General features: G+C 67.6%; 17 protein-coding genes. 9 read left to right on the forward strand and 8 right to left on the reverse strand.

Annotated features, from left to right (window positions below):
• Window positions 1-81: 81 nt before the first annotated feature.
• The 3 genes from ACFRJ8_RS02915 to ACFRJ8_RS02925 form a co-directional block, all read right to left on the reverse strand.
• The gene (locus ACFRJ8_RS02915) at window positions 82-1,137 is read right to left on the reverse strand and encodes a zinc-dependent alcohol dehydrogenase family protein (RefSeq protein ID WP_377984625.1); all 1,056 of its coding nucleotides are present in this window, start codon (window positions 1,135-1,137) and stop codon (window positions 82-84) included.
• Between the two features lie 104 nt (window positions 1,138-1,241).
• Complete coding sequence (locus ACFRJ8_RS02920) at window positions 1,242-1,868, reverse strand: response regulator (protein WP_377984626.1); 627 nt, start codon at window positions 1,866-1,868, stop codon at window positions 1,242-1,244.
• Entirely contained in the window at window positions 1,865-3,085 is a 1,221-nt protein-coding gene (locus ACFRJ8_RS02925; protein ID WP_377984627.1) for a sensor histidine kinase, read from the reverse strand. The genes ACFRJ8_RS02920 and ACFRJ8_RS02925 overlap by 4 nt, the downstream gene beginning before the upstream one ends.
• Before the next feature lie 232 nt (window positions 3,086-3,317).
• On the opposite strand from ACFRJ8_RS02925, the gene ACFRJ8_RS02930 reads away from it, so the two are divergent.
• Both ACFRJ8_RS02930 and ACFRJ8_RS02935 read left to right on the forward strand, forming a co-directional pair.
• Window positions 3,318-3,911 (forward strand): heme-binding protein, encoded by a 594-nt coding sequence (locus ACFRJ8_RS02930; RefSeq protein ID WP_377984692.1) that lies wholly within the window; start codon window positions 3,318-3,320, stop codon window positions 3,909-3,911.
• 10 nt (window positions 3,912-3,921) lie between these two features.
• A complete protein-coding gene (locus ACFRJ8_RS02935; RefSeq protein ID WP_377984628.1) occupies window positions 3,922-4,632 on the forward strand; it encodes an ankyrin repeat domain-containing protein in 711 nt (236 codons plus the stop codon).
• Window positions 4,633-4,744: 112 nt separating this feature from the next.
• On the opposite strand, the gene ACFRJ8_RS02940 is transcribed toward ACFRJ8_RS02935, so the two are convergent.
• The 3 genes from ACFRJ8_RS02940 to ACFRJ8_RS02950 are packed head-to-tail and all read right to left on the reverse strand — an operon-like array spanning window position 4,745 to window position 7,449.
• Window positions 4,745-5,935 carry an acetyl-CoA acetyltransferase gene (locus tag ACFRJ8_RS02940; RefSeq protein WP_377984629.1) on the reverse strand — a complete coding sequence of 397 codons (1,191 nt, stop codon included), beginning with the start codon at window positions 5,933-5,935 and terminating at the stop codon, window positions 4,745-4,747.
• Complete coding sequence (locus ACFRJ8_RS02945) at window positions 5,932-6,651, reverse strand: CoA transferase subunit B (protein WP_377984630.1); 720 nt, start codon at window positions 6,649-6,651, stop codon at window positions 5,932-5,934. The genes ACFRJ8_RS02940 and ACFRJ8_RS02945 overlap by 4 nt, the downstream gene beginning before the upstream one ends.
• A gap of 45 nt (window positions 6,652-6,696) precedes the next feature.
• Window positions 6,697-7,449, reverse strand: a complete 753-nt coding sequence (locus tag ACFRJ8_RS02950; RefSeq protein ID WP_377984631.1) for a CoA transferase subunit A — start codon at window positions 7,447-7,449, stop codon at window positions 6,697-6,699.
• Between the two features lie 245 nt (window positions 7,450-7,694).
• On the opposite strand from ACFRJ8_RS02950, the gene ACFRJ8_RS02955 reads away from it, so the two are divergent.
• Window positions 7,695-8,465, forward strand: coding sequence for an IclR family transcriptional regulator (locus ACFRJ8_RS02955; protein ID WP_377984632.1), 771 nt, complete (start codon window positions 7,695-7,697; stop codon window positions 8,463-8,465).
• 186 nt (window positions 8,466-8,651) lie between these two features.
• Here ACFRJ8_RS02955 and nadE read toward each other — a convergent pair whose 3' ends face one another.
• The gene (gene nadE / locus ACFRJ8_RS02960) at window positions 8,652-9,506 is read right to left on the reverse strand and encodes an ammonia-dependent NAD(+) synthetase (protein ID WP_377984633.1); all 855 of its coding nucleotides are present in this window, start codon (window positions 9,504-9,506) and stop codon (window positions 8,652-8,654) included.
• A gap of 521 nt (window positions 9,507-10,027) precedes the next feature.
• The gene (locus ACFRJ8_RS02965) at window positions 10,028-11,050 is read right to left on the reverse strand and encodes a LacI family DNA-binding transcriptional regulator (protein ID WP_377984634.1); all 1,023 of its coding nucleotides are present in this window, start codon (window positions 11,048-11,050) and stop codon (window positions 10,028-10,030) included.
• A gap of 233 nt (window positions 11,051-11,283) precedes the next feature.
• On the opposite strand from ACFRJ8_RS02965, the gene ACFRJ8_RS02970 reads away from it, so the two are divergent.
• From ACFRJ8_RS02970 to ACFRJ8_RS02995, 6 genes are all read left to right on the forward strand, one after another.
• Window positions 11,284-12,132 carry a sugar phosphate isomerase/epimerase family protein gene (locus ACFRJ8_RS02970; protein ID WP_377984635.1) on the forward strand — a complete coding sequence of 283 codons (849 nt, stop codon included), beginning with the start codon at window positions 11,284-11,286 and terminating at the stop codon, window positions 12,130-12,132.
• A gap of 51 nt (window positions 12,133-12,183) precedes the next feature.
• Complete coding sequence (locus ACFRJ8_RS02975) at window positions 12,184-13,191, forward strand: Gfo/Idh/MocA family protein (RefSeq protein WP_377984636.1); 1,008 nt, start codon at window positions 12,184-12,186, stop codon at window positions 13,189-13,191.
• Between the two features lie 337 nt (window positions 13,192-13,528).
• Entirely contained in the window at window positions 13,529-15,055 is a 1,527-nt protein-coding gene (locus tag ACFRJ8_RS02980) for an ABC transporter substrate-binding protein (protein WP_377984637.1), read from the forward strand.
• Between the two features lie 6 nt (window positions 15,056-15,061).
• Window positions 15,062-16,003, forward strand: coding sequence for an ABC transporter permease (locus tag ACFRJ8_RS02985; RefSeq protein ID WP_377984638.1), 942 nt, complete (start codon window positions 15,062-15,064; stop codon window positions 16,001-16,003).
• Entirely contained in the window at window positions 16,000-17,910 is a 1,911-nt protein-coding gene (locus ACFRJ8_RS02990; protein WP_377984639.1) for a dipeptide/oligopeptide/nickel ABC transporter permease/ATP-binding protein, read from the forward strand. The genes ACFRJ8_RS02985 and ACFRJ8_RS02990 overlap by 4 nt, the downstream gene beginning before the upstream one ends.
• Window positions 17,907-18,782: an ATP-binding cassette domain-containing protein gene (locus ACFRJ8_RS02995; RefSeq protein ID WP_377984640.1), complete on the forward strand. Its 876-nt coding sequence runs from the start codon at window positions 17,907-17,909 to the stop codon at window positions 18,780-18,782. Before ACFRJ8_RS02990 ends, ACFRJ8_RS02995 begins: the two co-directional genes overlap by 4 nt.
• The last annotated feature ends 21 nt before the right edge of the window (window positions 18,783-18,803 follow it).

An 18,803-nucleotide genomic window follows, 5' to 3' on the forward strand; every position in this document is an offset into this window, starting at 1 on the left:
CTAGACCCTCGCCCTTGCCCGTGCAAGGGCGGCGGCAAGCAGTTGCACGGCCATCCGGCGCCGCCGCCGTCCGGGGTTCGGCTACGGGGTCAGCAGGACCTTGATGGCGCGCCTCTCGTCCATGGCCCGGTAGGCCTCGGGCGCCTCCTCAAGGGGCATGACCGAGTCGAAGACCCGGCCCGGATTGATGGTTCCGTCCAGCACGTCGGCCAGCAGTTCCGGGATGTACGTCCGGGCCGGGGCCATGCCGCCGCCGATCGAGATGTTGGTGTCAAACAGGAAGCGCAGCGGGGCTTCGGCCCCGCCGGTGGGGACGCCCACAAAGCCGAGAGCGCCGCCCGGGCGGACGCTGTGCAGCGCCTGCTCCATGGATTCCTTGGTCCCCACGCACTCCAGCACGGAGTCGGCCAGGAGGCCGCCGAGCAGTTCGCGGACCTTGGCGACGCCATCGTCCCCCCGCTCGGCCACGATGTCTGTGGCCCCGAATTCGCGGGCGATCGCCTGCCGGTCGGCGTGCCGTGACATGGCGATGATCCGCTCCGCGCCGAGGCGCTTGGCGGCCAGGACGCCGCAGAGGCCGACGGCGCCGTCGCCGACCACGACCACCGTCCGGCCGGGGCCGGCTTTGGCGGCGAGGGCCGCGTGGTGGCCGGTGGCCATGACGTCGGAGAGCGTGAGCAGGCTGGCGCGCAGGGCGTCGTCGGGATCGGTAACGCCCGGGACCTTGACCAGCGTGGACTCGGCGAGCGGCACGCGGACAGCCTGGCCCTGGCCGCCGTCGATCCCGTGGCCGGTGTCATCCTTGCCGCCCCAGCCGGCGAGGTGGTCGCAGGCCACGGTGACGCCGTTGAGGCACTGGGGGCACTTGCCGCAGCTGACCACGAAGGGCGCGATCACGAGGTCGCCCACGGCCAGGTCCTTGATGTCCTCGCCGATGCTTTCCACCGTCCCGATGAACTCGTGGCCGATCGCGGACGGCTTGTGGGTGGGCTTGACCCCGCGGTAGGGCCACAGATCCGAGCCGCAGACGCAGGAGGCGGTGACCTTCACGACGACGTCGGTGGGCAGCTGGAGTGTGGGGTAGTCGCGGTCTTCGACTCGGATGTCGCCGGGGCCGTGGATGATGGTGGCGCGCATGGGGGCTCCTCGCATGGTGGTGGGTGGGCTTGGACCGAGTTTAGTCTCCCCGGCGCGGTTGGTCGTTTCGAGCTAGGACCAGGGACGCGGGCGGAGGGCAGCGGTTAGCGCATGCCCTCGCGGCGGATCGCGGTGGCGATCGCGGCGGCACGGGTTTCTACGCCCAGCTTGGCGTAAATGTGCGCCAGGTGAGTCTTCACGGTGGCCTCAGAGATGAACAGCCTTTGGCCGAGCTCACGGTTGCTGAGGCCTTCGATCAGCAGGCTCAGTAGCTCCGCTTCGCGCGGCGTCAGGATCTCGTCCGGGTTCCGGAGCTGCTGGAAGAGCCGCGACGCCACCGGAGCGCTCATCACGCTCTTGCCTTGGACCGCCCCTCGGATCGCGGCGAAGATCTCCTCCGGCGCGGCATCCTTGAGCAGGTAGCCCATTGCGCCGGCGTCAACGGCGCGGACAATGTCAGCGTCCGAATCGTAGGTGGTGAACACCAGCACGGCCTGCCGGCTGTTGCGGCGGCGCAGCTGTTTGATGGCCCCGATGCCGTCCATGCCCGGGCCCATGGCGAGGTCCATCACCACCACGGCCGGAGAGAGCTGCTCCGTCTGGACCAGCGCCTCCTCGCCTGAGGCCGCCTCGGCCACGACCTGGATATCGGGCTGCGTTCCCAACAGCGCCCTGAGCCCGCTGCGGACCACCAGATGGTCATCCACCAGCAGCACGGTAATCGGATTCATTGTTCCTCCGCAGTTGGCAGTTGCGCGGCCACGATGGTTCCAACGCCTGGGGTGCTTTCCACCGAGAATACGCCGCCCAGCCGTTCCACCCGCTGGCGCATGGCCCGGAGCCCGTAGCCTCCGGCGTCCGACGGCGGTGCCAAGGACTGCGGGTCGAAGCCGGCGCCGTCGTCGTAAACATCCAGGGTGACGGCGCCGGGCAGGAAGCCCAGCGTCACCGTGGAGCTGGCCGCCGCTGCATGGAGCTTGGTGTTGGCTGCAGCGCTCTGGACCACGCGGAGCAACGCGTGCCGGACATCCGCGGGGACAGGGCGCGGCTCGCCCGTGACCAGCAGGCGCACGCCCGGGACGTACTGGGACGCCGCCTGAAGCAGGGCATCCGGCAGCGGTGCCGTGTCCAGCCCGGGGGAGGCGAGCTCGTGGACCAGGCTGCGGGTGTCCGCCAGGTTCCGGCGCAGCATTCCGCTGGCGTTCACGACATCCTCGCGCGCTGCCGGGCTGGGCCATGACCTGTTCGCGGCTTCCAACAGGAGCAGGCTGCTTGCCAGGCCCTGCGTCACGGTGTCATGGATTTCCCGGGACACCCGCTCGCGCTCCTCGACCGTGCCCGCCCTGCGCTCGCTGGCCGCCAGCCGGCCCTGGGCCAGCGACACCTCGGCGTGCAGCCGGCGCTGCTCGGCGGCGTCCTGCTCGATGCGGTCGTAGATCAGCGTCAACATGACGCCGACGGCCAGTGGGCCCAGGAGCATGGCAATATCGCTGCCGCCGCTGAGCCGGAACAGCCCGACGGCGGTGGCGGCCGCCGTCGCGCCACCTGCCAGGTATGCCACGGGGCCACTGAAGGCGGTCCGGCACAGGAAGAACAACGCGAACGAGCACCACGCGAAGCTTGGCGCCGCGATCACCAGCACCGCCCAAAGCGCCACCAGGGCGAACATCCACAGCGCCCACGGCCGGCGCCGCTGCGAGCGGACGGCGATCACGGCGTACAGCGAACACACCCCTGCGGCCAGGGCCAGCACCCACAGGTTGTCCGCCAGGCTGTGCCGCATCACGTAGCGAACCGCCGACGCCACCAGCAGGACGGCAAAACCAAGATGGACGACGGCGTCGATCCGGCCCAGGGTGCCGCTTCCGGCAGCGGCGTTGTGCGGGTCGGATGAGGGCCCGGGCGCGGGGACTGGCGGCGTGGGAAGGGCTGGTGGAGAGGAGGGCATGGGGTCCGGTTCCGCTGGAGGAGTGCTACCCACCATGCTATGACCCGCGCCGTTACTGGTCTCTCAGCCATTTGGCTGATACGCCCGGCCCGATGGGGGAGGCTGCGGCAGACTAACGCCCGATGCCCTGCCAGGACCTGAGCGGAAGCATGGAGTCAAGGCCCGGGGACTAAACCGGGCGGTCCCAGAACCTGATTCCAACAGAACCTGATTTCAAGGAGCAACCGTGAAGATGTCCAAGAAAATCGCCGCTTCCGCTTTCGGTGGAGCATTGCTCCTGACGGGTGGGCTGACGGCCGCGGCCAACGCCGGCACGTCAGTGGTTGCTCCTGCGGCGGCGGGTCCGGCCGCTGTTCCCGCCGTCGCTGTTCCCGTTGCGGACGTCCAGCCGGTGCCCGAAACCGTGGTTGCCCAGAACCGGATCAGCGCCGGGGCCTCCGCCGACGCGGTCAAGGCCGCCCTGGCCAAATGCCAGGTGGACAAGCTGCCGTTCGTCACGGTTGCCCTGGTGGACAGGTTCGGGACCGTGCAGGCCTTGCTCCGCGGCGACAATGCTGCCGAGCACACCATTGAAGCGGCGCAGCAGAAGGCCTATACGGCTGCCGCCTTCGGCACGCCCACCAGCGAACTTGCCAAGCGCATCAACGGCAACGGACCCAGCATCGCGGACCTCCCCGGCACCTTGTTCCTGGCCGGCGGAGTCCCGCTCAAGGTCAACGGGGTCTCCGTGGCCGGGATCGGCGTGGGCGGCGCCCCGGACGGCATGCTGGACGAAGCGTGCGCAAGTGCCGGCGCCGGGGCCATCGGTGCTGGGACCTCGAAGTAGGCTCTGGTCCATGAAGCGGCGCAACCATGGCGGCGGGCGGCAGGGATCCGTGGCATTCCTCGCCGCAGCGGTCCTGGCTGCCTGCCTGGCTGCCATCCTGACAGCCTGCGGGCCGGCCGGGGATCCTGGCCCGTTGGAGGCACCGCCGTCGTCAGGTCCACCAACGGCGGCGGCAACGCAGGCTGCCAGTACCCGTCCCGCCTTGTCCCCGGAGGCGCAAGCTGACCTGGACCAGAGACTGATCCGGGCCGCGAAGGCGAACGATCCTGGCGCTGTGGCGGAGCTCATCCGGGCCGGGGGCAGCGTCAACGCCAAGGACGCCCTCCAGGACTCGGCGTTCCTTTATGCAGGGGCAGAGGGGTTCGACGAGGTGCTCCAGCTGACCTTGGCCGCCGGTGGTGACGTGCGGAGCACCAACCGCTACGGCGGAACGGCGCTGATTCCCGCCAGCGAACACGGGCACGTGGACACCGTCAAGATCCTGATCGCTGCGGGCGTGCCCGTGAACCACGTCAACAAGCTCGGCTGGACCGCGTTGCAGGAGGCCATCCTGCTCAATAACGGGGGTCCCAGGCAGCAGGAGGTGGTGCGCCAACTCCTGGACGCCGGGGCAGACCCCAGCATCCGCGACCCCCAGGGCCGCACAGCCCTGGAGAACGCGGAACGGCTGGGCTTCGGCGCCATCGCGAAGCTGATCCGGGAGCGGGACCAGCCGCGGTGACGGTGCGGAATTTCCCCACCTTTGCCGCCGGTGGCCGCGCGGCGGCCTGGAACACGCCGGCCAAGGAAGTCAAAGGTGGGGAGATTCGGCGGCGCCTTGGTGTCCGCCGCGGCTAGACGGCTTCGAGCACGCTGACGTAGTTCGCGATGCCCACGCCGCCCATGTTCTGCACCGCGGCACGGCGCGGGCTGGCCAGCTGCATGGCTCCGGCGGTGCCGGTGAGCTGCATGGCGGCGATGACGTGCTGGGAGACGCCGGTGGCGCCCACGGGGTGGCCCTTGGCTTTGAGGCCGCCGGAGACGTTGACCGGCAGCTTGCCGTCCTTGAAGACCCAGCCTTCCTCGAGCGCCCGGGCACCCTGGCCGCGTCCGGTGAGTCCCATGGCCTCGTACATCAGCAGTTCGGCGATGGTGAAGCAGTCGTGGACTTCCGCGAAGTCGAGGTCCTCCAGCCCGACGCCGGCCATCCCCAGCGCGCGCTGCCAGGAGGCCCGCGTGGCGGCGAATTCGGTCGGGTCCCGGCGCTCGGCCGGGAAGAAGTCATTCGCCTGGCCGAAACCGGCTAGCCGCACCGGGGCGGTGGCGCCGCCGGTGGGTGCAACGCTGAGGACGACGGCGGCGGCGCCGTCGGACACGGGGGAGCAGTCGGTGCGGCGCAGCGGATCCGCCACCATTGGGTTCTTGTCCGAGACGGTGCGGCAGAAGTCCTCGCCGAGGTCCTTGCGGAGCTGGGCGTAGGGGTTGTCGACGCCGTTGCGGTGGTTCTTCGCCGCGATGGTGCCCAGGACGTCGCCGAGCTTGCCGTCCCCGTAGCGCTTCCCGTAGTGCTTCGCGACCTCGGCAAAGAGCCCGGTGAACCCTGTGGTGGAGGCCTTGCCGGCCATGTCGTAGTCCGCGCCGAGCAGGGCCGCGCCCACGACGTCGGCCCCGGCGTGCGTCATCTTCTCGGCGCCGATCACCAGGACGGTCTTCGCGGTGCCGGCCAGCAGGGATTTGGTGCCCTGCTGGAACGCGGCCGAGCCGGAGGCGCACGCATTCTCGACCCGGGTGGACGGCACGTTGGCCAGCTGGTCCGAGACCTGCAGCGCCAGGGAGGACGGGAAGGCCAGCGGCATCATCCCGGAGTTGAACTGGCCGAGGTAGATTTCATCGATCTGGCCTGCCTCGATCCCGGCGTTGCCGATCGCCTCGGTGGCGACCTGCACGATCAGGGATTCCAGGGTCTCGTCCGTCAGCTTGCCGAACCGGCTGTGGCCCCAGCCGGTGAGCAGGACGTCCTTGCCGAACTGGTCCTTCAGGCTCATGCTCCCGCCACCTCCACTACGGTCCCTGCGATCTGTTGGGTTCCCTCGATCTGGTCGGTTTCTGCGAGCTCCAGGGCGACGTCGAACTCCGCCTCGGTCTTCTCGCGGATCTCCGCCACGGTGACGCCGGGGGCCAGGCGGGTCAGCGTCAGCTGCCGGACGCCGTCGACCTTTTCCAGGTCAAACACGGCGAGGTCGCTGATGATGCGGTCCACGCAGCTGAGCCCGGTGAGCGGCAGCGTGCATTCCTTGACGATCTTGGCGGTGCCGTCCTTGGCATTGTGCTCCGTCAGGACCACGACGCGCGGGGTGCCGGCCACGAGGTCCATGGCGCCGCCCATGCCCTTGACCATCTTGCCGGGGATGGTCCAGTTGGCGAGGTCGCCGGCGCCGGAGACCTGCATGGCGCCGAGGATCGCGACCTTCACGTGGCCGCCGCGGATCATGCCGAAGGAGGTCGCGGAGTCGAAGATGCTGCCGCCGGGCAGGACCGTGACGGTCTGCTTGCCGGCGTTGATGAGGTCGGCGTCTTCCTCGCCCTCGTAGGGGAACGGGCCCATGCCGAGCAGGCCGTTTTCGCTCTGCAGGACAACGCGGACGCCGTCGCGCAGGTTGTTGGCCACCAGCGTGGGGATGCCGATGCCAAGGTTGACGTAGTCGCCGTCGTTCAGTTCTTCGGCCGCGATTGCGGCCATTTCATCTCGGGTCCAAGCCATGGTGATTCTCCTGAAAACGTGTGGGTGGGTGGCGCTCAGGCCGGATCAGACGGTGACGGCGGATGCGGCGTGCGCCGCTTCTGCTTCTGCTTCCGCTTCCGCGCGGGGGCGGACGGTGCGCTGTTCGATGTCCTTGACCCGGTCGCTGGCCTGGACCAGGCGCTGGACGAACACGCCGGGGGTGATGATGTGGTTCGGGTCCAGCTGGCCGGGCTTGACGATCACCTCGGCTTCGGCCACCGTCACGGCTCCGGCCGTCGCCACCACCGGATTGAAGTTCTGGGCGGTGTACCGGTAGATCAGGTTGCCGTCGGTGTCCGCAGTGTGCGCGTGGACCAGTGCGACGTCGGCCTTGATGGCGCGTTCCAGGACGAAGGTCTCGCCGTCGAACTCCGCCAGCGGCTTGCCTTCGGCGACGAGGGTGCCCACGCCGGTCTTGGTGTAGAAGGCCGGGATGCCGGCGCCGCCGGCGCGCAGCCGCTCGGCAAGGGTGCCTTGCGGGGTGAACTCCACCTCGAGCTGGCCGGCGAGGTACTGCTCGGCGAAGAGCTTGTTCTCCCCGACGTAGGAGGCGATGACCTTGCGGACCTGGCCGCCTTCGATCAGTATGCCGAGGCCCTTGCCGTCCACGCCCATGTTGTTGGAGACGACCGTCAGGTCCTTCACCCCGGAGTCCCGCACCGCCTCGATCAGGTCGGCGGGGATCCCGCTGAGGCCGAAACCGCCGACGGCGAGAGTCATGCCGTCCCGCAGTACGTCCTGCAGGGCGGCCGCTGCCCCGGATTTCACCTTTGACATTGCATCTCCTCGTTGAGCCTTTGAGTCACCGGCGGCCGGGCTTCGAAGCCCGACGCCATGATCCACTTTGTGGACTGTTCACCTGAAGAAGGAGCCTATGGTGTGGCGTGGAGCACTGTCAACGCCGGATTTCGGCCAAGGCTGGTGCATTTTTACAGTGTGGACGGTAGGCTAAAGAGTGTCCACAATGTGGATATTCTTTTGGATATTCATGCGGAAATACCTGAGAAATCGCGAGGAAAAAGATGAACTCCGTTCCCGTGCAGGGCGCCCAGGTGGTGAGCCGGGTCGCGGCACTGCTCCGGATCGTGGGCCAGAATCCGGAAGGCTCCCCGCTGGTGGAGCTGGTGCGCGATTCGGGCCTGACGCGGCCCACGGTTCACCGTCTGCTCAGCTCCTTGGCGGCCGAAGGGTTGCTGGACCAGGATCCGGGCAGCGGCAACTGGGTCCTGGGCCCTGAGATCCTGCTGCTGGGGTCCGTGGCCTCGGCGCGATTCCCCCTGGAGGACATCGCGAGGCCGAGCCTCCGGCGCCTCGCGGAAGAGACCGGCGAGAGCGCGTTCTTCTCCATCCGGCGCGGCAACGAAACGGTGTGCCTGCTCCGGGAGGAAGGCAGCTTCCCGGTCCGCTCCTTCGTGCTGCATGAGGGCGTGCGGTTTCCGCTCGGCGTGGCCTCCGCCGGCACCGCCATCATGGCCTTCCTGCCGGCAGAGGAGCAGGAAGAGATGCTCGCAAACTGGGCAGCCCACGCCGGTGCCTTTGCGGCTGGGCACACCCAAGCGCGTGTCCGGGAGAACCTGGAAGCGACGAGGCAGGCCGGTTATTCGGTCAACCCGGGGTTGGTCCTGGAAGGCAGTTGGGGGATGGGCGCGGCGGTCTTCGACCAGCGGGGCCGCCCAGCCTGGGCGCTGTCCCTGACCGGCATCGAGCCACGCTTCCGGGAAGAGCGCCGCCCGCAGCTGGGGCGGCTCCTCATGGATGAGGCCCACAAAATCTCGATGCTGCTGCAGGGCTAGCTGTCGCTAGCGCTCAGCGGAAGTCCCGACGTCGTGGGTCACAAACTGCCCCGTCCGGGGGCAGATTGACGCGGACGCGCCGGAGTGTGGCTCCTCAGCGGGTTGGTCGGGGCTCAAAGTGCCCACGGAGCGCCGGCTATGCCACGATGCCGGCGGGTAGTTTGCTAGCGCGGCATCTCACGGGGCTTAGAGACCGACCCGGGGCTCCTCGGGGCCCTGGCCCTTCCACCACGTATCAAAAATCGTCACCGGGACGGTGCGCTTGTGGCGGGTGCGAAGGTACATCGCCTCGATCCGTTCCGCCGCGGCATCCGGCACATCGCGGCCCTCGAGGTAGTCATCGATCGTGTCGTATCCCAGGCCGAGCTCGTCCTCGTCGGTGCGGCCGGGCTTGCCGTCCAGGAGATCCGCCGTCGGGATCTTTTCCCAGATCCGGGCGGGGGCGCCGAGTTCGGCCAGCAGCGCGCGGTTCTGGCGCTTGTTGAGGCCGAACAGCGGCAGAATATCCGCACCGCCGTCGCCGAACTTGGTGAAGAATCCGGTGACGGATTCGGCACCGTGGTCCGTGCCGATCACCAGATAGTTGTGCTCGCCGGCCAGGGCGTACTGGGCGATCATCCGGGTCCGCGCCTTGGTATTGCCCTTGTGGAAATCGGAGATCTCCGAGCCCACCGTCTTCTGGAACTCGTCCTCGAAACCGTCCACCGCAGCCGAGATATTGAACGTCCACTCGGTCTTGGCCTGTATGAAGTCCAGGGCAGCCTGGGCGTCGTCCTCGTCGTGCTGGACACCGTACGGAAGCCGCACGGCCACGAAATTCGCCTCGGCGCCCTCAGCCTCGAGCTCCTCGACCGCCAGCTGGGCCAGCCGCCCGGCCAGGGAGGAGTCCAGGCCGCCCGAGATGCCCAGGACGAAGCCCTTGGTGTGGGTGGCCGTCAGGTATTCCTTGAGGAACGTCACGCGCTTGCGCACCTCCCCGGCGGGGTCGATCCGGGGCTGCACGCCCATTTCTTCGATGATCTTCGCCTGGAGTTCACGCATGCCTCACAGCCTAGCCAGCGCTGTCAACAACGCTCAACTGTTGCGGCAGGTGCCGGCCGGTGGACGAGGGCCTTAGGCGCGGAACGGCGCTACGACTACGGACCGGCGCTGCGCTTTTAGACCGGCGCGGCGACTACGGCCGGCGCTGCGACTACGGGCCGGCGCTGCGCGGATACCCGTCGCGCAGGGAAGGTCGCGCAGCGCGCGCCAGGAACCGCCGCGAAAACCGGGCCCGCCGGTGGACGAGGGCCTTACGCGCGGGAATGGCGCTACGACTACGGACCGGCGATGCGCTTTTGGACCGGCGCGGCGACTACGGATCGGCGCTGCGCTTTTGGACCGTCGCCACGCGGATACCCGTCGCGCGGGGAAGGATGCGCAGCGCGCGCCAGGAACCGCAGCGAAAACCGGTGCCGCGGGGGACGTCGGGCCCGCCGGCGACGCCCGACCCACCCAGGAGCCGCCGCGAAAACCGGTGCCCCGGGGGACGTCCGGCCCCGGCAGACGGGTGGACGTGCGGCCTAGCGCTCCTGCCGGGCCGGTCCGGTGGAGCCGCGGACCGTGAGGTGGGTGGGCATCACGGACCGGCTTCGGGTGCCCCCGCCGGCGAGCGGGTTCAGCTGGGCCAGGAGCATGGAGACTGCCACGCGGCCGGCCTGTTCGATCGGGGAGGCCATGGTGGTCAGGGGCGGGTTGCAGAAGTCGGCGCCGAAGATGTCGTCGCAGCCCACGATGCTCATGTCGTCCGGGACGCGGATGCCGCGTTCGCGAAGGCGCTGGAGCATGCCGATGGCGATGAGGTCGTTGAACGCGATGCAGGCGGTGACTCCACTATGTACGGCGGCGTCCGCGGCGGCCGCGCCGGACTGCGTCTTGGGGGCAAAGGGGCCCAGCCGGCGCACTTCCACGCCGCGCTCCTCGGCTGCCGCGGACAATGCAGTCCACCGCCGTTCGCTGGACTGCGACGTCGGCGGGCCGGCCACGTAGGCCACGCGGGTGTGTCCCAGCGAGATCAGGTGGTCCAGCGCCTGGCTGGTGGCGGACGGTGTGTCGATCAGGACCGCCGGAACGCCGGGCACGTCACGGTTGATGGTGACCAGGGGCATCTTGGCCGCCGCGTCCAGCAGGCTTTCGTCGCTGAGCCGGGATGCGGCAACGATGATGCCGTCGGCACTCTTGCGCAACTGCTCCACGGTGCTGGCCTCCACCTCGTCGGACTCTTCGGTGTCCACCAGCAGCTGGGTGTAGCCGGCCGCCTTGAGCTGGAGCTGGGTTCCCCTGATGAGGTCGAAGTAGAACGGGTTGGTGATATCCGGAACCAGGACTCCCACTGCGCCCGTGCGGCCGGAACTCAGCGCCTTCGCCTGGCTGTTGGGGGTGTAGTGCAGCTGGGCCGCGGCTGCCTCGATCCGCTGCCGCGTCCTGATGTTGACCCTGTCCGGCGTGGAGAGAGCCCGGGAAACGGTGGAGGCCGCCACACCGCAGAGCGCGGCGATGTCATGGATGGTGGCCGGGCGGTCCACTGCTGGTTGCGTCGTCGCCACGGCGCTCCTCTCTGAACGTGGTGGCCGGGCCGTGACGGCCGGGTCGGATGGCAGCCCTGTGATTGCCGCCACAGAACCGGTCAGCAAAGAATGCCACAGATTGTCAACGTTTGGCAATCGGTTGTCATTTGATTCGGATACTCGCTAAGCTGGGTCCTACACCGATTGTGAACTGCGTCACCGCGCTGGAGCCGGAAGCTGCCCGCGGCGGCCGCGAAACCCAGGAGATCCGCGTGAGCAAAACACCAACAGCAGTCTGGTCGCTTTCAGGCTTCGGCGACGAAATAGATCCGGACCCGGCAGTCCAGGCCGCCGTGCTGCTGGCACTGGGCGCTAGCCACATCGAGGTGCGCAGCGCCTGGGGCACCAATGTCTCCGAGCTGGAGCCCGAACAGGTGGCCCGGCTCAAGGAAATCCTGGATGAGAAGGGCCTCAAAGTCTCGGCCGTGGCCAGCCCCATCGGCAAGGTGGACGTGAGCCTGCCGGTGGAGCATGAAATGGCAAGGCTCCGCCAGATCATCTCAGTGGCCAAGCGGCTGGAGACAAAGTACGTCCGGATCTTCTCCTTTTACCGGGCGGAAGGCCGCAGTTCGGACGACATCCGCGAGGACGTCCTGGTCCGCATGGGCGCCCTTGCGGCGCTCGCCGAGGAATCCGGCGTCGTGCTCCTGCATGAAAATGAAAAAGGCATCTATGGCGATACGCCGCAGCGCGTGCTGGACATCATGGAGTCCGTGAACTCGCCCGCGCTCCGGATCGCGTGGGACAACGCCAACTTCGTCCAGGTGGGCGTCAAGCCCTACACCGAGGGCTACGCCATGCTGCGCCCCTATTTGGAGTACTTCCAGGTCAAGGACGCGCTCGCCACCAGCGGGGAAGTGGTTCCCTCCGGCGAGGGCGATGGCGAGCTCGACGCCACTATCGCAGCCCTCAAGGCGGACGGGTACGCCGGCTTCGCCTCGCTGGAACCCCACCTGGCCAGCGCCCACGAACTCGGCGGCTTCTCGGGCCCGGTGGCCTTCGGCACCGCGGCCCGCGCCTTCGCCGCGCTGGCCGCGAAGAACCAGATCGAACTTGTCTAGTCGACCTCATGTAGCAGGAATGCACCACCACTAAGAATTAGGGAGCTCCGGATGCCAAAGGCGGCAATCATCGGCTGCGGCGACGTGTCGATTGTTCACTTTGAAGCGCTTGCAGGGATGGACGACGCCGAATTGGTGGCCGTCTGTGACACGGATCCGGCGCGCAGGTCCGCGGCGCAGGAGGCTCAGGGGGTCCCCGGCTTCGGGGATTTCCGCGACATGCTCGAGGCGGCCGCACCGGACGTCGTGCACATCACCACGCCTCATCATGAGCATGCAGCAATCGCCATCGAATGCCTGCGCCGCGGCGTCCATGTGGTGCTGGAGAAGCCTCTGGCGCACACCCTGGCCGAGGGCGAACGGCTGCTGGCCGCTGCTGCTAACAGCACGGCGAAAATTGGCCTGTGCTTCCAAAACCGCTACAACGCCCCCGTGCAGGAAATGCGCCGGCTGCTGGACTCCGGCGAACTCGGCAAGGTCCTAGGGGCCTCTGCCACGGTCATGTGGCACCGGCAGCCCGACTACTACCTGAGCCGGCCCTGGCGCGGAAGCTGGGGTGAGGGCGGCGGCGGCCTGATGATGAACCAGGCGATCCACACCGTTGACCTGCTGCAATGGCTGGTAGGCGACGTCGTCGAGCTCGCCGGCAGCGCCTCGACGCATGCGCTGGCAGAAGCCATCGAGGTGGAGGACACGGCGGAGTTCGCCGCGCTCCACAGCAACGGCGCGCGCAGCGTCTTCTACGCCACCCTCGCCAACACGCTCAACGCACCGGTCACCCTGGACATCAGTACCGAGACGGCAACGCTGAGCCTGCGCGGGGACCTCACGGTCACTTACGACGACGGCCGCAGCGGCGTAGTGCGGGAACGCGCCAGCGGCTCGGGCGGGCGTTCTTACTGGGGTGTTTCCCACGCCCTGCTGATCGCGGATTTCTATGCCGGACTGGCGCAGCCGGGCCCGTTCTGGATTGATGCCGCCGAAGGAGCGAAGTCGCTGCGGATCGTGAAGGACCTCTACCGGCAGTCCTACCCCGGCTCTGAGGAAAAAGTGTCCTAACCGGACGCGTCTGCGCAGCGGTCGCAACCTGGTGTGCGGGTCTCTTGTTGCGCTGCCCACCTGAAGGGCTGCCACCCTGCACCACTGCCCACCAAACGGCTGCCCAGCGGCGCGTCCCGGGGCGCCCTCCATCACTGCCTGCGGGCTGCCGGCGCGCCCTCGTGCGGCCCAGCCGCAGCCCCCTTATCGCAATAATTCAAAAAGGTTATGACAACCGGTTGCCAGATATGGCAACCCAACGTACGCTGAACCCACAAGCGGCAATGTGGCCCAAGCCACATTGCCGCCGCCATGGTCCGAAGCAACGGACCCGTCAAGCGATCCAAAGGAGCCAACAATGAAGTTCGGTCCCCAGGCAGCAGCTGCTGCCCTCATCCTCAGCGCGTCCCTCGCGCTCACCGCCTGTGGCGGCGGCGCTTCAGCAGGCGGCGCCGCAGGCACCGCGGCCACGTCCCTGACGCTGGGCACCATCCAGGACGTCCGGTCCTGGGATCCGGCCCAGGCCCATGTGGGCCACGTCCTCCAGCCGTACCAGGCCGTCTACGACACCCTGATCCTGCGCGAGCCGGATGGAAAGCTCAGCCCCATGCTGGCGACGGCCTGGAAGTACAACGCAGCCAGCACCAAGCTGACGGTAGATCTGCGCACGGACGTCACGTTCAGCGACGGCGCCAAGTTCGACGCCGAGGCCGCCAAAGCCAACATGGACCACTTCAAGAAGGCCAACGGCCCCCAGATGGCCCAGCTCAACGCGGTCAAAGACGTGGCCGTTGTGGACGCCGACACCATCGACATCAACCTCACCGTCCCGGACCCGGCCCTGGAATATTTCCTCAGCCAGGCGGCCGGCCTGATGGGCAGCCCCAAGGCGCTCGGAACCGACGCCATCAAGACCGAACCGGTGGGCTCCGGCCCGTACGTGATGGACAAGGCGGCGTCGGTCAAGGATTCCCAGACCGTGTTCACGGCCCGCAAGGACTACTGGAACAAGGATCTGCAGAAGTATTCCAAGCTCACCTTCAAGATCCTGACCGATCTCACCGCCCGCACCAACGCCCTGGTCTCCGGCCAGGTGGACGCGACGATCCTGGATCCCAAGAACGGCAAGCAGGCCGAGGGTGCGAAGATGAAGCTGGCCGCCAACGAGGTCGACTGGCAGGGACTGCTCCTCCTGGACCGCGACGGTGCCAAGAACCCGGCGCTGCAAAACGTCAAGGTCCGCCAGGCCATCAACTACGCCTTTGACCGCAAGACCATCCTGGACCAGGTCATGCTGGGCCAGGGCACCCCGACGTCGCAGCCGTTCGGAAAGGCCAGCGGGGCCTGGACCGAAGGGCTGGAGAACTACTACAGCTACGATCCGGCCAAGGCCAAGCAGCTCCTCAAGGAAGCCGGCTTTGAAAGCGGCGTCACCCTGGAAATCCCGAGCGTCCCCGGTTTCGAAACCCAGATTTCGGTCGTCCAGCAGCAGCTGGCAGACGTGGGCATCACCTTGAAGGTGGGCGCCGCGCTGACCAACACCTTCACGTCCGATGTCGCGGCCCAGAAGTACACCACCATGTACTTCTCCCTCTTCCAGGGCGAGCCGACGGTTGCCATCAACCAGATCATCTCCACCAAGGCGCTCTACAACCCGTTCAAGAACGCGACGCCGGAGCTGGACGCCAAGATTGAGGCCGTCCGCGCTGGCGGCGCCGACGCCGGCAAGCTGGCCCAGGAGGTCAACAAGTATGTGGTGGAGCAGGCCTGGTTCGCGCCGCTGTTCCGGGTCAACCAGATGTACTACCACAACGCCAAGGTGAACGTGGCGCCGCAGATCCAGCAGGCCGTTCCCTCCATTTACAACTACTCACCGGCCAAGTAGGACACCATGATCAGGTTCATTGCGAAACGGCTGGGCAGCGGGCTGGTGGTGCTGTTTGTTGTCTCGGCGCTCACCTTCTTCCTGCTGTATATCTCCAGCGGGAGCATCGCCAGGAACATCCTGGGCGACCAGGCCACCGCTGAACAGGTGGCGCTGAAAGAACAGGAGCTGGGCCTGGACCAGCCGCTGCTGACCCGCTACCTCGCCTGGGTGGCTGATGCCCTCGGCGGAAACCTTGGCGCTTCCTGGTTCACCTCGGAACCGGTGGCCAATTCCCTGGCCAGCCGGATCCCGGTGACCATGACCATGGTTTTCACCGCAATGATCCTGATCGCAATTTGTGCCGCCCTCATTGGTGTTCTTGCCGCGGTCAAGCGTGGCTGGGTGGACAGGGTGGTCCAGGTTGGCGCCATCATCGGCGACTCCATTCCGGGATTCGTGATCGGCGTCATCCTGGTCACCATCCTGGCCATCCAGCTCGGTCTCTTCCCGGCCACCAGCACCATTTCCCCGGAAGCCGGGGCCGACGCGTGGGTCTATTCCATGTCGCTACCGGTGATTGCCTTGTTGATCAACGGCGTCACCGGAGGCGCGCAGCAGATCCGCAGCGCCGTCATCAAACAACTGGAGCGGGACTATGTCCGCACCCTGCGCAGCCGCGGGATCGGCGAGCGCGAGATCCTGTTCAAGCACGTGCTCCGCAGCGCCGCTCCGGCCGGCCTGACCGTGCTGAGCCTGCAGCTGATCGGCATGCTTGGCGGTGTGGTGATCATCGAACAGATCTTCGCGCTCCCCGGTATGGGGCCGCTGGCGGTCGCCGCAACGGGCCAGTCGGATCTTCCGGTGGTGATGGGCGTGGTGATGTACACCGTGGTGGTCGTCATCGTGGTGAACCTGCTGGTGGACATTCTCAATGGCTGGCTCAACCCGAAGGTACGTGTGTCATGAGCGATTCCGTAGAAACCGCGGCAGCCGCCGCCTCCACCCCCGCTGTTCCAACAGGGCACAACGGAACAGGGCACACCGGAACAGGGCACAGCGGAACAGGGCAGAGCGGAACGGTGGTCCGCTCCACCGTCATCCGGCGCCTGTTCAGGAACCCCCTGGGCCTGGTTGCCATGACGATCCTGCTGGCGATTTCGCTGCTGGCCATCCTCGCCCCGGTCTTGGCCCCCTTTGACCAGAACTACGCCAATATTGCCAAGACCCTGGCCGCTCCGGACTCCGTCAACATCCTTGGAACGGACAGTGCCGGGCGCGATGTCTGGAGCCGTCTGCTGTTCGGCGCGCAGCTGACCCTGCTTTCGGCCCTGCTCTGCGCCGGCGTGGCCATTGCCATCGGGCTGCCGGCGGGCCTGATCGCCGGCTACTACGCCGGCAAGTTCGAGGCGGTCTCCAACTGGGTGGTCAGCATCCTCATGAGCCTCCCCGGACTGATCGTGCTGCTGACCATCCGGGCGGCCTTCGGCCCCTCGGTCTGGATGTCCATGATCGCCTTCGGCATCCTGATCAGCCCGTCCTACTTCCGGCTGACCCGCACGGCCGTCCAGTCCGTGCGCAACGAGCTGTACGTTGACGCCGCACGGGTCTCCGGGCTCTCGGACCTCAGCATCATCTCCCGGCACATCTTCTCCGTGGTCCGTGCCCCCATCATCATCCAGACCGCGGCCATTGCCGGCGTGGCCATCGCCATCCAGTCCGGGCTCGAGTTCCTCGGCCTGGGCGATCCCACCAAAGCCACCTGGGGCGTCATGCTCTCGGAGGGCTTCAAGAACGTCTACCTGACCCCCACCCTGCTGTTCTGGCCGGCGCTCGCCATGGCGCTCACCATCGGCGCCCTGGTCCTGCTGGGCAACGCCATCCGCGATGCCCTGGAAGACGGCGAGAAGATCAAGCACGGCAAGAAGAAGGCACCCCCGGTTACAGGAACGACGACGACGGCGGCGCCCGCCGCCGCGCGACCGTCGCGTAAGGCCGTGGCCGCCGTCGACCTCGGCACCGAACACCACCTGGTCAAGGTGACCAATCTCGGCGTCGGCTATCCCCAAGCGGACGGTTCCATCAAGAAGGTTGTTGACGACGTCTCCTTCCACGTGGACCGCGGCGAGTTCCTGGGCATCGTGGGCGAGTCCGGCTCGGGCAAGTCCCAGACCGCCTTCTCCATCCTTGGGCTGCTGCCGGAGAACGCCCGCGTTGTGGGCGGCTCCATCCAGTTCGACGGCAACTACACCGTGGCCCCGGGCGAGGAACGCGTCAGCCAGGAGCGACTGTCCAAACTCCGCGGCAAACGGATTTCCTACATTCCGCAGGAGCCCATGAGCAACCTGGATCCCGCCTTCACCATCGGCTACCAACTGGTCACCCCCATGGTCCGCGTCCTCGGGATTTCCAAGGCCGAGGCCACGAAACGGGCGCTGAAGCTGCTCACCGACGTCGGAATCGTCAGCCCGGACCGGACCTTCCACGCCTACCCGCACGAGGTCTCCGGCGGCATGGCCCAGCGGGTGCTGATCGCCGGAGCCATCAGCTGCGAGCCGGACCTGGTGATCGCCGACGAGCCCACTACGGCCTTGGATGTCACGGTGCAGGCGGACGTGCTGGACCTGCTCCGCGAACTCCAGCAGCGCCTGAACATCGGCGTCATCCTGGTGACGCACAACTTCGGGGTGGTGGCGGACCTCTGCGACCGTGTGGCCGTCATGCAGAACGGCCGGCTCGTGGAGGAAGGACCCGTCCGCGACATCCTCCGCAATCCGCAGGAACCCTACACACAGACACTTCTGGCATCGATGCTTGAAGGCAAGGAACCCATGTCCATGCTCGTTTCCCCCCGGCCGAAGGAGCCAGTCGCATGAGCACCACCGAAGGCGCGCCGCTGCTCACAGTGGACCAGCTGGTGGTGGAGTACCCCAGCAAGAAGTTCCGGGCCAAGGCCTTCCGCGCCCTGACGGACATCAACATCACCATCGGCCGGGGCGAAACCCTCGGCCTGGTGGGGGAGTCCGGGTCCGGCAAGACCACCCTGGGCCGCGCCATCCTGGGGCTGGCACCGGTGACCGGCGGGACGATCAGCTTCGACGGCAAGGACATCAGCCACGCCAGCCGCAAGGACCGGCGGGTCCTGAGCCGGGACCTGCAGGTGGTCTTCCAGGATCCGTACACCTCGCTGAACCCCGCACTGGAGATCGGCGACATCCTCGCCGAGCCGCTGGGCGTGCAGGGCCTGGATGCCGCTGCGGCCAAAAAGCGCGTGAAGGAACTGCTGGACCAGGTGGGGCTGCCCTCCGACGCCATCAACCGGCTGCCGCGCGAATTCAGCGGCGGGCAGCGCCAGCGCGTGGCGATTGCCCGCGCCCTGGCCCTCTCGCCCAAACTGATCGTCTGCGATGAGCCGGTCAGCGCCCTGGACCTCTCCACCCAGGCCCGCGTGCTGGACCTGTTCCTGCAGATCCAGAAGGACACCGGCGTGTCCTACCTCTTCGTCTCGCACGACCTCGACGTCGTCCGGCACATCAGCCACCGCGTCGCGGTGATGTATCACGGGGAGATCGTCGAGCAAGGCCCGGCCGGCGTCGTCACCACCGACCCCGACCACCCCTACACCCAGCGGCTGCTGCTCGCCTCCCCGGTCCCTGACCCGGACCGGCAGGAACAGCGCCGGGCGGACCGGCACCGCCTGCTCGAATCGCAGCGGATGCAGCACGAACAAGCGGGCGCACTCGCCTGAGGGCGCCCGCCCAAACCGAAC

Origin of the sequence: Arthrobacter sp. NPDC056886 (assembly GCF_042788715.1) — a bacterium.
Lineage (GTDB): Bacteria > Actinomycetota > Actinomycetes > Actinomycetales > Micrococcaceae > Arthrobacter.

What these genes read in the sequence shown, in the direction of transcription:
- ACFRJ8_RS02915 (WP_377984625.1), bottom strand. Translation starts at nt 1,137, where the DNA reads ATGCGCGCCACCATCATCCACGGCCCCGGCGACATCCGAGTCGAAGAC.
- ACFRJ8_RS02920 (WP_377984626.1), bottom strand. Translation starts at nt 1,868, where the DNA reads ATGAATCCGATTACCGTGCTGCTGGTGGATGACCATCTGGTGGTCCGC.
- ACFRJ8_RS02925 (WP_377984627.1), bottom strand. Translation starts at nt 3,085, where the DNA reads ATGCCCTCCTCTCCACCAGCCCTTCCCACGCCGCCAGTCCCCGCGCCC.
- ACFRJ8_RS02930 (WP_377984692.1), top strand. Translation starts at nt 3,318, where the DNA reads ATGTCCAAGAAAATCGCCGCTTCCGCTTTCGGTGGAGCATTGCTCCTG.
- ACFRJ8_RS02935 (WP_377984628.1), top strand. Translation starts at nt 3,922, where the DNA reads ATGAAGCGGCGCAACCATGGCGGCGGGCGGCAGGGATCCGTGGCATTC.
- ACFRJ8_RS02940 (WP_377984629.1), bottom strand. Translation starts at nt 5,935, where the DNA reads ATGAGCCTGAAGGACCAGTTCGGCAAGGACGTCCTGCTCACCGGCTGG.
- ACFRJ8_RS02945 (WP_377984630.1), bottom strand. Translation starts at nt 6,651, where the DNA reads ATGGCTTGGACCCGAGATGAAATGGCCGCAATCGCGGCCGAAGAACTG.
- ACFRJ8_RS02950 (WP_377984631.1), bottom strand. Translation starts at nt 7,449, where the DNA reads ATGTCAAAGGTGAAATCCGGGGCAGCGGCCGCCCTGCAGGACGTACTG.
- ACFRJ8_RS02955 (WP_377984632.1), top strand. Translation starts at nt 7,695, where the DNA reads ATGAACTCCGTTCCCGTGCAGGGCGCCCAGGTGGTGAGCCGGGTCGCG.
- nadE (WP_377984633.1), bottom strand. Translation starts at nt 9,506, where the DNA reads ATGCGTGAACTCCAGGCGAAGATCATCGAAGAAATGGGCGTGCAGCCC.
- ACFRJ8_RS02975 (WP_377984636.1), top strand. Translation starts at nt 12,184, where the DNA reads ATGCCAAAGGCGGCAATCATCGGCTGCGGCGACGTGTCGATTGTTCAC.
- ACFRJ8_RS02980 (WP_377984637.1), top strand. Translation starts at nt 13,529, where the DNA reads ATGAAGTTCGGTCCCCAGGCAGCAGCTGCTGCCCTCATCCTCAGCGCG.
- ACFRJ8_RS02985 (WP_377984638.1), top strand. Translation starts at nt 15,062, where the DNA reads ATGATCAGGTTCATTGCGAAACGGCTGGGCAGCGGGCTGGTGGTGCTG.
- ACFRJ8_RS02990 (WP_377984639.1), top strand. Translation starts at nt 16,000, where the DNA reads ATGAGCGATTCCGTAGAAACCGCGGCAGCCGCCGCCTCCACCCCCGCT.
- ACFRJ8_RS02995 (WP_377984640.1), top strand. Translation starts at nt 17,907, where the DNA reads ATGAGCACCACCGAAGGCGCGCCGCTGCTCACAGTGGACCAGCTGGTG.